Consider the following 13850-nt stretch of genomic DNA (forward strand, 5'->3'; position numbering starts at 1 on the left):
ATATTATTACCCATAATTATTTTGTAAAAATTTACAATTTAAATAAAAATAAAAAAATTCAACTAATTATTTTTATAATTAGTTGAATTTTAACTTTCTAAGGAATTCTCTTTGCAGATAATTTTTTCTTTTTTTACCCCTACGAGGTCTTTTCTTGCCTTTAAATATCTTCTTAAAAAAACTATATATTAAATCAGTTAATGTATGTAACCCTGATCCTAAAAACAAAGCTACTATTATATTAAATGATAACTGTTTATTCTCTTCCATAAATAAAGCAGTAGCCTTTATCAGTTGTGAAGTTGATAAGTTTATAACATCCAAAGCATAAAGCAATGCACATATTATTAAGTATATTCCATAAACATATAAAATTCTTATTGCAGGTCCTAATATAAACCCATGTGTGAATATACTTCTGTGACTAAATAGCCTTTGATACAAACGCCATATAACTTTTAAAGGTCCCCATCTATTAAATTCTACGCTCTCTATGTCAACATCTCCTGAAAACATATATCCACCAAATATATAAACAGCCACTCCTAAAATAGTAAAAGCAATTATATTGCCAATATCTTTAGACTTTGAAAAGTTAATTAAAAAGAATATTCCTGCTGCAAAGGGAGACATTATAACTGTTATTTTATCGTGAGTCTTCCCAGATGCCATTTTCTTTAGTGCTCCTTTGATCTCTATCTTTTGTTAATGATTTTAAATTAAATCTTTATTTATCAAGTATATCACCTTTATATATTTAGGTATATAAAAAACCTCTAGGCTAACGCCTATCGTATAAGTGGATAGGTTAGTTACACCATCATTCTCTGTTTTAAATACTAAAAATAAAGGAAAGCAAATAATCGCTTTCCTTTAACTTAGTCATAATAAAATAAATAATCTATTTATTTTGTGATTTTACATAGTTAAGTCTTCCACCAGCTCTAATTACAGCTATTTCTTTTTCTGTTAATTGAACCAAAGCATTAAACTCTGTTTCTTTAGTAACATTTTTAACTTTAACTACTCCATTGTCTAATGCACTTTGAATATTTTCCATAACTAGTTTATCTAAATTATCTAGCGCATCATAATTTGTTTCATTTTCAAATTCCAATGGTATTATCCCATTGTTTATTAAGTTAGCTTTATGGATTCGTGCAAATGATTTAGCTATAACAGCTTTTATTCCTAAATGAAGAGGTGCAAGTGCTGCATGCTCTCTACTTGATCCTTGCCCATAATTGTTTCCAGCTATTATAACTCCACCATTGTTTTCCTTAGCTCTTTTTGGAAAATCTGAATCTACTGTATTAAAACAGAAATCTGCAAGATAAGGAATGTTAGATCTAAATGGTAAAAGTTTTGAATTTGAAGGCATAATATGATCTGTTGTTATATTATCTTCAACTTTAATTAAAACTTTACCCTCTACAACTTCACCTAATTTATCGTTCACTGGGAATGGTTTAATATTAGGACCTCGCAGAACTTCTACTTTTGTTCCAACTGGAGCTGGTGCTAATATCATAGAATCATCTATTAAGAATTCCTTTGGCATTTCAACAGTTATGTCTATATTAATTTCTGTTGGATCAGTTAAAACCCCCGCTATTGCTGAAACTGCCGCCGTTTCTGGGCTAACTAAATACACATTAGCTGATAATGTTCCAGATCTTCCATAAAAATTTCTATTAAATGTTCTAAGCGATACCCCATTAGTTCCAGGCGCTTGCCCCATACCAATACATGGACCACAAGAATTTTCAAGGACTCTTGCTCCAGAACTAATAATCTCTGCAAGTGCTCCGTTTCTAGCCATCATCTCCATAACTTGTCTTGAACCTGGAGCTATAACTAAACTAACATCTGGATGAACCTTTTTACCTTTTAATATTTTTGAAACTTTCATTAAATCTTCATAAGAAGAATTTGTACAACTACCAATTGCAACTTGATCTACTTTTATCTTTCCAATAGTTGAAATTTCTTCAATATTATCTGGGCTATGAGGTTTTGCTGCTAGTGGTCTAAGCTCATCTAAGTTTACAATTACTTCTTCATCATATACTGCATCTAAATCTGGCATAAATTCTATCCAATCTTCTTCTCTACCTTGAGCCTTGAAAAATTCTAAAGTTCTTTCATCACTTGGGAACATTGAAGTAGTTGCTCCAAGTTCTGCTCCCATATTAGTAATAGTTGCTCTTTGTGGAACTGATAAAGTTTTTACCCCCATGCCTGCATATTCAAATACTCTATTTACTCCACCTTTAACAGTAAGTTTTCTAAGTACTTCTAATATAATATCCTTTGCTGCAACCATTGGTTTTAATTTGCCCACTAAGTTAATTTTACAAACTTTAGGTGTATTTATATAATAAGATCCACCACCCATAGCTAATGCAACATCCAATCCTCCTGCCCCCATAGCAAGCATTCCAACGCCACCAGCCGTTGGAGTGTGGCTATCTGACCCAGTTAAAGTTTCTCCTGGAGTAGAAAATCTCTCTAAAAATACTTGATGGCATATACCATTACCTGGTTTTGAAAAATGTACCCCATACTTTGATGCTACTGTTTGAATAAATTTATGATCATCTGCATTTTCAAACCCTTGTTGTAACATATTGTGATCTATAAATGCTACAGATCTTTTAGTTTTTACTCTGTCTATTCCCATAGCTTCTAATTGAAGATACGCCATAGTTCCTGTTGAATCTTGAGTTAATGTTTGATCTATTCTTATCCCTATTGGTTCACCTATTTTTAATTCACCCTCTACTAGATGGCTTTTAAGTATTTTAGTAACTAAATTATCTCCCATTGTTTTTTCCCCCTTATAAATTGCTTATTGCTTATTTCTTATTTCTTATTGTTATTAAAATAGCTAGCCCACCTGATCCTCTATTTTACCAACCCGACTGTTATTTTTTTAATATCTAATTAATTTTTATTTTAATAGCCTTTTATATTCTTTATATATTTCAACTAATTCCTTATCAAAAAGAGTTCTCTTAACTCTTACTGAAGATTCTCTAACCATTTCTAATATAACTTGTGAAGATTCACTATCTAATTCAACTCCATATTCTTTAAATTTATTTATAATTCCTGCTCTACCAGAGTGCTTTCCAATAACTATTTGTCTTTGAGCTCCAACAATATCTGGGTCAAAAGCTTCATAGTTTTTAGGATTTTTTATAGCTCCATCTGCATGTATTCCTGATTCATGGGCAAACATATTGTCTCCAACTATAGCCTTCCACACTGGTAAAATTCTACCCGATGCTCTTGAAACATATTCAGATACTTCCCTAAACATCTTTGTATCTATATCACCTTTATAATCATAAACAAACATTAATGCCATTAATACTTCTTCAAGTGCTGCATTTCCAGCTCTTTCTCCAAGCCCATTTACAGTAACTCCAACATGAGTTGCTCCACCCATTATCCCACCTATTGCATTAGCTGTTGCCATTCCAAAGTCATTATGAGTATGCATTTCTATATCAAAACCTGTTTTTTCAAACAAGTAATTAATATCTTCTCTAATTTTGAAAGGTTGCATTATACCAACAGTATCACAATATCTAAACCTGTCCGCCCCAGCAGCTTTAGCTATATTAATAAATTCAACTAAAAAATCCCTATCAGCTCTTGATGCATCTTCCCCATTAACCGATACATAAAGACCATTTTTCTTTGCATATTCTACAGCAGTAACCATACTTTCAAGAACCCAAGCTCTTGAAGTTTTAAGTTTATGCTTAATGTGAATATCAGATACAGAAATTGAAATAGCTACAGCATCTACACCACAATCTATTGATTGCTCAATATCTTTAATTACAGCTCTGTTCCAAGCCATTATGCTACTCTTTTTATTTCTTTTTACAATTTCCTTTATTGCTTCTTTTTCATCCCCACCCATAGCAGGAATTCCTACTTCAAGTTGATCAACCCCAACATCGCTTAACATTGAAGCAATTGTTACCTTTTCTTGGTTTGCAAAAACTACCCCAGCTGTTTGCTCCCCATCTCTTAATGTAGTATCTACAATGTATATTTTTTTACCATTTTCTAAATTTTTAACAGACATTTAAAATCCCCCTTTTACACTTATTGCTTATTGCTTTGCATTTCTATTTTAAATACTTATATCCTATTTAAATAAAATATTTCCGAATATTAATTTTCTATCTGTATGAATATTCAAATAATTCCATGTAAAAATAAGATATTTAAGGCCCCTTTTATTGTATCAACTATAATTCCCTATTTATTATTTTATCATAATTTTTTTTTATTAACAATCAAATTATCATGCATTTTATAAATAATTGCAAGTTTTATTTTATTTTATTCATTTTAATTGTTTTAAAAACAATTTTGCTTTGTTTTAATCCTAATAATGCAATGTTTTTATTTTATCTTGCATTATTATTTAGCTACTTTTTTGCTATTTAAAAGTTAAAGTCACTTTATTGTATCTAAAATTATTCTCATTAATAGAGATAAAAGCATATACATAGTTGTTACAACTCATATTGAATAGTAATAACTACAGCATCGCTCATTGCAAATAAATGTATTTACTTGTTTAAATTTTTCATTTTAAAAAGCTATTTAAAATAACAATTATATTTATATATTTATTTTATAAATAGCATTATAATTAACATATTAGAATAAAAATGTATATTTATATACATTTTTGATATTTTACATAATATGTTTCTTGAATTTACAAAAGGGAGGCTCCTAAACATATGAGTATTAAATCTAAACTAATTATTAGTTACTTAATATTAATTCTATTTTCAGTAACTTTTTTAGGATATTTAATAGGAAAAAAAACAAAAGATGCAGTCTTTAATGAAGTTAAAGAAAAAAATCAACGCATAACCGAATTGATTAATACTACTACAAGCATAAGAAATAATTTGCTTGCTGATAAAAACTACAGTGATTTAAACTCTGCAGAAACTTTATTAAATAATTTAGGTGATTTAAATGTAGATGATACTCAAACTATAAAAGTTGAGAATTATGATTTACCAATTTTATATGCTGGAAAACAAAGATTATCATTAGATCCTACAGTTATTGATAATATAAAGTCATCTACAGGTGCAATAGCTAGTATATATTTGTTAAATGATAATAAGCTAATACGAGTGTCTACAACTCTTATTAAAGATAACAAAAAGGCTATAGGAACATACCTCTCTAGTGATTCAGATATCTATAATAAAATAATTAACAATGAAGATTATAGTGGTAGAGTGACATTTGAAGGCGAAAGTTATATGTCAAAATTCAAACCATTATTGGATAAAAACAAAAAAGTTATAGGGGCACTAGGCTTAGGTAATAAGATGCTTAATGATTATTTAGAACAAACATTAAATGATATTAAAATTGGGAAAACAGGTTACGTATATATAATGGATTCAACAGGAACTGAACTTGTCCACCCTAAAAATAAAGGTCAAAATATAGGAGAGCTTGATTTTGCTAAAGAAATAATCTCAAATAAAAATGGAACAATTGAATACACATATAAAGGAATACATAAATTAGCTTATTATAATTATTTCGAACCTTGGGATTGGTATATTGTTACGACAGCTAATTATAATGATTTAAATTCTTCATCTATATCAATTTTATATACAATATTATTTAGTGGATTAATAATATTTTTATTAGGTACCCTTATAGCTTTATTTATGGCCAAGTCTTTAGTTAATCCTATTAACAAATTAAAATCATGTATGGAAATAGCCGGCAAAGGTGATTTGACTATACGTTCTGATATAAATAGCATGGATGAAATAGGAATATTATCTAATAGCTTTAATAATATGATGGATGAAAACAAGCGGTTATTAGACGACGTAGTTAACTATGATAGATTAAAAACTGAATTTATTGCTAATATGTCTCATGAATTGAAGACTCCATTAAATATCATTTTTTCTACAGCTCAATTATTTTCTTTATATCTAAACAAATATGAAAATTCAGATAATGTTGATAAATTAAACAAATACACAAATAGTATAAAACAAAATTGTTATAGGTTATTAAGACTAGTAAATAATTTAATAGACATTACTAAACTTGAGTCTGGATTTATGGAGTTAAATTTAAAAAATCAAAATATAGTAGAAGTTATTGAGGGAATAACACTGTCAACTGTTGATTATATAAAAAGTATGTCAAGAACCATTATTTTTGATACAGATATAGAAGAAAAAATTATGGCTTTTGATGAAGAAAATATTGAAAGAATTTTACTTAATTTAATTTCTAATGCTACTAAATTCACTAAGGCAGGGGCCACTATCGAGGTTTCTGTATATGATAAAAATGATTATGTTATAATTTCTGTAAAGGACAATGGTAGAGGAATTCCAGAAGATAAGTTACAACAAATTTTCCAAAGGTTTAAACAAGTGGATCCTTTATTAAGTAGAAATCATGAAGGTAGCGGTATAGGATTATCTATAGTTAAATCTTTAGTTGAAATGCATGACGGTAAAATTGATGTAAAAAGTAAGTATAACGAAGGTACTGAATTTATAATAAGCCTACCTGTTAAGATTGTTTCTAATAATGAGGATTCAAAAAAAGATTTTACAATTCAAACAAATGTTGAAAAAATACAGATTGAATTTTCCGATATATATAATTGATAGAAATATACGTCTCTAACCCATTTGTAAGCTATGAATTTTAAAAAATTCATAGCTTTTACTTTAGCGCGCTGAGAGAAAACAACTAAATTTCCACAAAAAAACAGGGTGATTCATGTTAATCAACACGAATCACCCTGCTAGGTATATATTTTATAAAACTTGATAATTGTTTTTATCAGTTCCTGTATGTGATCTTCTATCTTGTCTTTCATGATATTTACCTGGTCCAAATCTTTCATCCAAGCTTAAATATCCTGTTACTCTTGAAATACCTTGAATATCTGTACTGCTACATTTTGTACATTTATTTTCATTACTTTGAAGGTATGTTCCACAATCTTTACAATATCTTATGTGGAAGTTGATACCTAAGTAACTAATATTAGTATTCTTATATGCATAGTTAAGTATATCCATAATAGCTTCACCTGATGGGCAATCATCTACTTCTAAGTAACTAATATGACCAGCATTACACATCTTATGGTATGGAGCTTCAATATCTATTTTACGCTTAATTGATATTGAGTAATAAACAGGAACATGATAACTATTTGTATAGTAATCTTTATCTGTTACTCCTTTTATAATACCAAATGCTTTCTTATCTTGTTTAATGAACTTTCCTGATAAACCTTCTGCTGGTGTTGCATAACAACTCCAGTTCAATGAAGTTTCTTCTGTTACTCTATCAGTATATTCTCTCATGAATGTTACTATTTTTTCACCAAGGTTTCTTGTTTCTTCATCTTCACCATGATGTTTACCTGTTAAAGCTATTAAAGTTTCTGCAAGTCCTATAAATCCAATTCCCCAAGTACCTTGCTTCAAGATTGGTTCTATAGAATCGTCTGGACCTAAATCTTCTGAACCCTTCATTAAATTTTGACCTGCAACAAATGGAAGATCCTTAACTTTAAGGTTCTTTAATACGCCGTATCTATGAAGTAGTGAATCCTTTGCCATATCTAATCTTGCTTTTAATATTTCAAAGAATTTATCTATATCTTTATTAGCTTGTATTCCCACTCTTGGTAGGTTAATTGTTGTTGGAGCAATGTTTCCTCTTCCTTTACAACCTGGCTCACCATTTACATTCTTCATTAAGTATGTTCTACACCCCATAGTTGCAGGCATATATCCCATATCGTAATATTCTTTATTAAAATCAGCATCTATATTCATAAAAGTTGGGTTCATTCTTTTAGCTGCTACCTTGCAAGCTAATTTATAAAGATAATGGTACTCATCTTCTGATTCTCTATTTACCCCTTCTTTAACTCTAAAAATAATGTTAGGGAAAATTGGTTGTTCGCCTTTTCCTAAACCTTTTTCATACTCTTGCAAGAATACTTCACAAACTAATGCAGCATCTTTAGAATCTGGAATTCCAAGATTTAAAGAACTAAAAGGAACTTGTGAACCAGCTCTTGAATGCATAGTATTAAGATTATATACAACGCCTTGCATAGCTTGATGCACTCTAGTTCTTACTTTCTCTTCAACTAACTTCTCTAACTTATCTCCTTCAATTCCATAACCCTTAAGTTCTGCTCTAACTTCTTGTCTTGTAGGCTCAACAAAAATACCCATATCATTATCAAAATCTGGATGGGATTGCCCACCAAACATATCGTTTTGGGTTGATTGAAGTAATATACATGATAGTTCTGCAGCTGTTTCTATTCTTCTTGGTGCATTAATTGTTCCATACCCAGTATTAAATCCACTAAGTAGCATTTCTTTAGTTGGTATATGCAAGCAATTTGTTGTTAAGTTGTAACTATCTAAATCATGATAATATAAATCTCCATTTTCATGACCTTTTGCTAAATTCTTTGGCATTGATGCTAGAGTATGCCATTTATTAGATTCTGATGCAATTCTTAATAACTTAGAACTAAAGTTATTTCCTACATTTGCATTATCTCTATCTGTCTCTACTCCAATTTGTTCTATAGCTTTCATTAAGTCAGATTTCTTTTCTCTAACTTGAGTTCTTTGTTTTCTATATTTATCATAAGCCTTAGCTATTATTTCGTAATTTCTATCAAATAATGCTTTCTCCACTAAATTTTGAATTTCTTCTACAGTTACCTTATCCTTTCCAGATACCTCTATATAACTAATTACTTTTTGCACAGTATCTAGGACCTGACTCTCTTTAAGCTTTTGTCCTACCTCAATCCCAGCACCTCTAATAGCTATCGCTATCTTCTCTGCATTGAATTTTACTTCTCTTCCGTCTCTTTTCACTACATGTAGCATTAATTCGACCCCCGTTACACAATATATAGTATTTTACTATTATACTCTATATATTTTTTCTAATCAAAGATGATAAAAGTAACATACTATTCATTAACCTCAAACTACATCCCTCTATCTTCATTTTTTAACCTTTTTTATATAAATATAAATTTTTAATTGTAGACATATTTTTCTTATGACTTGTAATATATTGTTAATAATATATATTTTTATTAAATTCTTTTATCTATTATAAAATAAAGGAGAATAACTATGAAGTCAAAATTTTCACTACTTTCTATAATAATAATTATAAGTTTAATTGGGTGTTCCCCTAAAGAAGATTCTAGCCTTAAAACCTCTACTAATATGGATGGCATGGTTCCTTCATTTTATACAGGTGAGAACATTAAAGAATCTACTAATTCTAATACACCATTTATGGTTATGATTGAAAACTCTACTTCTTCACGACCTCAAAGTGGACTTGGATCTGCAGATGTTATTTATGAAACATCTGCAGAAGGCGGAATTCCTAGGTTTATGGCTCTTTTTCATAAAGATAGTGCTGATATAATTGGACCTGTACGAAGCATTAGACCTTATTTTTTAGAGCTAGCTTTAGAAAATAATTTATCTTTTGCTCACTGCGGAGGATCTGTGGATGCTCTAACTAGTATTTCTAAAGATAGCTCTATTATGAGTATAAATGAACTATCTAACGGATCATATTTTTGGAGAGATCCCAAAAGAAAGTCACCTCACAACTTATACACCTCTTCTAAAAATATATTAGATTCCATTATTGATAAAAAATTTTTATCAATTCCAAAACCATTTGCAGAATTTAATAAAGCTTACTACTCAAATGAAGTTTTAACTTCTATATCAAATATAAGATTGAATTTGAACAAAAGTTACGATACCTCATATTTATATGAAGATAATGTATATAAAAAATCAATGGATGGCAAAATAGCTTTAGACGCTTCTACTAATAAACAGCTTAGCTTTGCTAATGTAGTTATTCAAAAAACTACAATATCTCTTCAAGATGATAATTTGCATTTAGATATAGATCTTATAGGTGAAGGAGATGGCTATGTATTTTCAAATGGTAGATATGTAAATGTACTCTGGAAAAAGTCAGATGAAAATGATAAAACTATACTTTATGATATTAATGGAGATATAGTTCCCCTATCACCCGGCAAAACTATTTGGCATATTGTAAATAACAATACAGACATTTCTTTTAATTAAGGGATTTTTTTTTAAAATTTGGTTAAACTATATCAATAGTGATAATTATCTTATCTTATCACTATTGATATGCATATAAAATTTATGATATAATATTTGCATAGAATTAAATGTAACAAAGGAGTTAATATTATGCAAAAAATTGCTTTAATAACTGATAGTAGTTGTGATTTATCATTAGAAACATTAAAAGAGAATAATATAAATATGCTTCCTCTTAATATTATTTACTCTTATGGAGAATTTGAAGATAGAGTATCTATTACTCCAGAGGAAGTCTATGAAAAATTAGGGATCGAGATTCCTTCAACATCACTTCCTAGTACTAAAAAAATAAATTCTGTCTTAACTAAATTAGAAGAAGAAGGATATACTCATGTAATTGCCATTACTATATCAAGTGGATTATCTGGAACTTTTAATGCCGTAAGATTAGCTTTAGAAGATCATCCAAAATTGATTTCTCATGTTTATGATACAAAGATGCTAGCATATGGCGAAGGTATGATTGTATTAGAAGCTGCTAAAGCTATTAAAGAAGGTCAATCATTCGAAAATATAATATCCAATCTTCCTAAACTTAGAGGAAGAATATCAGCATACTTTACTTTAAATACTCTTGAGTATTTAAAGATAGGTGGAAGAATAGGTAAAGTTGCTGGTACTATTGGCGAATTACTTAATTTAAAGCCTGTTATAGGTGTTGATGATAATGGTGTTTACTATACAGCTTGTAAAGCTAGAGGTAGAAAACAAGCTCTTTCAAAACTTACTGATATCTTAAAAGAAGCTTTAAGCAAAGGTAAATGTAAAATTCAAGTGCTACAAGGTGGAGCCCTTGAAGAAGGAAAAGCTTACTTAGAAAGCATTAAAAACTTAGAGAATATAGTAGAAATTGGTATAGCTTCAATTAGTCCTGCATTAGGTGTCCACGTTGGTCCGGGATTAATAGGATTAGCTATTCACAAAATTTATTAAAATAAATTTGCATATTAAGCGGTAATATTTGTTAAATAATTTTTAAAAAATAACAAGTAAATGTTAAATATATATTTGCTTGTTATTTTTTTTAATATGACTAACATTATCACTATTGATATAGTTTTATTTTATGCTATAATCTAGACATATTTATTAAATTTTAAGGAGGCAACTTTTATGCAAAAGATTGCAATAGTAACTGATAGTGCATGCGATTTAACTTTAGAAACTATGAAAGAAAACGATATCCATCTTTCGCCGCTAAGAATAATCTACTCACATGGTGAATTTGAAGATAAAATAAATATAACTTCTGAAGAGGTTTATAATTCTTTAGAAACTGAAATTCCAACAACTTCACTACCAAGCCCAAAAACTTGTGAAAGGGTTCTTAGTCAAATAGAGGCAGCTGGTTACACTCATGTAATTGCTATTAGTGTATCTAAAGCACTATCAGGAACATTTAATGCTTTCAGGCTTGCATTAGAAGGACACCCTAATTTAACATCTACTATTTTTGATAGTAAAATAATAGGCTATTGTCAAGGAGTTATTGTATTAGAAGCTTCCAAAATGGTACAAGCGGGTAAATCTTATGAAGAAATATTAGAATATCTTCCTAAAGCACGTGAAAATGTAGTCGGATACTATACTTTAAATACATTAGAATACTTAATAAAAGGTGGAAGAATAGGAAAACTCGCTGGTGCTATAGGACAATTCCTACATTTAAAACCTATTATTACAATGGATAAGACAGGAGTTTATTGTTCTATTGCCAAAGTTAGAGGTAGAAAACAATCTCTTTCAAAACTTCATGAAATAATTAAAGAACATCTTACGGAAGGAAAGTGTAAACTTTGGGTACTTCAAGGTGATGCTTTAGAAGAAGGCACTAAGTTCATGGAAAACCTAAGAAACTTACATAATGTAGTATCAGTCGAATTAACATTAGTTGGCGCTATGTCTGCAGCTCATTCAGGAAGAGGAATGATAGGTATAGCTATACAAAGGGTTGACTAGCTATGCAAAACTTTAGCTTTAATAACATATCTGATATTAAAGCAGAGGAAAAAAGGCTTCATGATGAGTATATGCAAAAATTATCTGAATTAAAGGCTCTGCAAAAAAGTAAAGAGTCTTCAGGTCAAATCTTTACTAAGGGTTTATTACCCATTTACGTGCTCCACATATTAACAAAAGGTCATGCCAATGGCAATGATATTTCTCAAAAAATAGGTCACCGTACAAATGGTCTTTGGGTGCCTAGTACCGGTGGAATTTATCCATTATTAAAGAAGCTTGAAAAAGAAGGATTTGTTATGGGTATTTGGGATGATCCAAAGAAAAAATTTCAAAAGTTTTATTCACTAACGCCTAAAGGACAAAATGAATATATTATTAGGAAAGATTTAATGAAACCGAGAATAGAAGAAGCTCTCAAGGTTTTTAAGATTATATATAAAGATATATACTTATAAGTATATATCTTTTTTTTGTATTTCTTTTCTATATTTGCACAAACTAATCATAAGGCACTTGAAAAAAATAATACTTAGGTGGTGTATTTATGAAAGGTAAAATTATTGATTTAAATAATTCCGAAGCTTTTGTTTCATTAGAAGATGATACTATAATAACTATACCGTTAACTAACTTTAATGCTTCCATCTCTATAGGTTCATCTATTGATATGGCTTCACTTTCTGGAAGCTATGGTCTTTATAATAATCATAGAGCAGAAATTGCTCAAAATAAACTAATTGACTTTTTCTAGTAATAACTGTAAAATTATTTTATATTTACAATGTGCTAGGGGTGCCTTAAGGCTGAGAGATGATTTACTATCATTAACCCTTTAAACCTGATCTTGGTTAATACCAGCGTAGGGAAGCCATATACGATGCGTGATAAAGTTATACTCACGCCCATGGTATCTCCTAGCATATTTTTTAGGAGGTATTTTTTTATGGAAAACTTTATATCAACCCTAAAAGAGAGTTATACAACTCTTTTAGGCAACCCTTTATCAATTTTAACCGTGGTAGGTGGCGTCTTACTCCTTTTGGCAATTATAAAATTCAAAAAGATAAAGTTAGATGCTAAATTAATGGCCAGAATAGGTATAGCATTAGCCCTTGCTACTATTTTAAATATGATTAAGATTTACTCATTACCAAATGGTGGTGGAAGTATTTCTCTTGGTAGCATGATTCCACTATTACTTATTGCATTTATGTATGGTCCTGAAATTGGATTATTAACTGGATTCTTATTTGGTATTATAAGCTTAATAATAAACCCTTATATAATTCATCCTATTCAAGTATTATTTGATTATCCTTTACCTTTTATGGCTATAGGTTTTGCAGGATACTTCAAAAACAATATGCCTTTAGGAACTACTATAGGAATGACACTTAGATTTGTATGTCACTTTATTTCAGGCTATGCTTTCTTTGGCGAATTTGCTCCTGAAGGTTGGTCACCAGCAGTTTACTCTTTAGCTGTTAACGGCGTTGCTGTTGGAGGAGAACTTATAATATGCTTAATTATTATGTCATTATTACCTATTAATAGAATTATAAAAGGAACCGACACCGTTTTTTAATATTAATATAGTTTTAAAAAAGCTACCCGAAAATG

Annotated in this window: 11 protein-coding genes and 1 riboswitch; of the genes, 7 read left to right on the forward strand and 4 right to left on the reverse strand. The window is 29.6% G+C overall.

From position 1 onward, the window contains the following. Window positions 1-78: 78 nt before the first annotated feature. The 3 genes from J1C67_RS05435 to nifV form a co-directional block, all read right to left on the reverse strand. Entirely contained in the window at window positions 79-672 is a 594-nt protein-coding gene (locus J1C67_RS05435; protein ID WP_167867033.1) for a metal-binding protein, read from the reverse strand. Between the two features lie 229 nt (window positions 673-901). Continuing rightward, window positions 902-2827 carry an aconitate hydratase gene (locus J1C67_RS05440; protein ID WP_167867032.1) on the reverse strand — a complete coding sequence of 642 codons (1926 nt, stop codon included), beginning with the start codon at window positions 2825-2827 and terminating at the stop codon, window positions 902-904. 126 nt (window positions 2828-2953) lie between these two features. Next, on the reverse strand, window positions 2954-4105 hold the full coding sequence (nifV, locus tag J1C67_RS05445) for a homocitrate synthase (protein WP_167867031.1): 1152 nt from the start codon (window positions 4103-4105) through the stop codon (window positions 2954-2956). A gap of 670 nt (window positions 4106-4775) precedes the next feature. On the opposite strand from nifV, the gene J1C67_RS05450 reads away from it, so the two are divergent. Then, window positions 4776-6707, forward strand: a complete 1932-nt coding sequence (locus J1C67_RS05450; protein ID WP_167867030.1) for a Cache 3/Cache 2 fusion domain-containing protein — start codon at window positions 4776-4778, stop codon at window positions 6705-6707. 153 nt (window positions 6708-6860) lie between these two features. Here J1C67_RS05450 and nrdD read toward each other — a convergent pair whose 3' ends face one another. Then, window positions 6861-8978: an anaerobic ribonucleoside-triphosphate reductase gene (gene nrdD / locus J1C67_RS05455; RefSeq protein WP_089969898.1), complete on the reverse strand. Its 2118-nt coding sequence runs from the start codon at window positions 8976-8978 to the stop codon at window positions 6861-6863. Window positions 8979-9233: 255 nt separating this feature from the next. Here nrdD and J1C67_RS05460 point away from each other — a divergent pair, with 255 nt between their 5' ends. The 6 genes from J1C67_RS05460 (at window position 9234) to thiT (ending at window position 13815) form a co-directional block, all read left to right on the forward strand. Continuing rightward, complete coding sequence (locus J1C67_RS05460) at window positions 9234-10223, forward strand: DUF3048 domain-containing protein (RefSeq protein WP_089969894.1); 990 nt, start codon at window positions 9234-9236, stop codon at window positions 10221-10223. Between the two features lie 132 nt (window positions 10224-10355). Then, the gene (locus tag J1C67_RS05465) at window positions 10356-11201 is read left to right on the forward strand and encodes a DegV family protein (protein ID WP_167867029.1); all 846 of its coding nucleotides are present in this window, start codon (window positions 10356-10358) and stop codon (window positions 11199-11201) included. A 180-nt stretch (window positions 11202-11381) separates the two neighbouring features. After that, the gene (locus J1C67_RS05470) at window positions 11382-12227 is read left to right on the forward strand and encodes a DegV family protein (protein WP_089969887.1); all 846 of its coding nucleotides are present in this window, start codon (window positions 11382-11384) and stop codon (window positions 12225-12227) included. A gap of 2 nt (window positions 12228-12229) precedes the next feature. Further along, window positions 12230-12685 (forward strand): PadR family transcriptional regulator, encoded by a 456-nt coding sequence (locus tag J1C67_RS05475; protein ID WP_089969883.1) that lies wholly within the window; start codon window positions 12230-12232, stop codon window positions 12683-12685. Window positions 12686-12774: 89 nt separating this feature from the next. Then, window positions 12775-12981, forward strand: coding sequence for a hypothetical protein (locus J1C67_RS05480; RefSeq protein ID WP_089969879.1), 207 nt, complete (start codon window positions 12775-12777; stop codon window positions 12979-12981). Window positions 12982-13008: 27 nt separating this feature from the next. Further along, window positions 13009-13113: riboswitch (TPP riboswitch) on the forward strand. Window positions 13114-13173: 60 nt separating this feature from the next. Continuing rightward, the gene (gene thiT, locus J1C67_RS05485) at window positions 13174-13815 is read left to right on the forward strand and encodes an energy-coupled thiamine transporter ThiT (RefSeq protein ID WP_167867028.1); all 642 of its coding nucleotides are present in this window, start codon (window positions 13174-13176) and stop codon (window positions 13813-13815) included. Window positions 13816-13850: the final 35 nt, after the last annotated feature.

It is taken from the genome of Clostridium gasigenes (assembly GCF_017348895.1).
Lineage (GTDB): Bacteria > Bacillota > Clostridia > Clostridiales > Clostridiaceae > Clostridium > Clostridium gasigenes.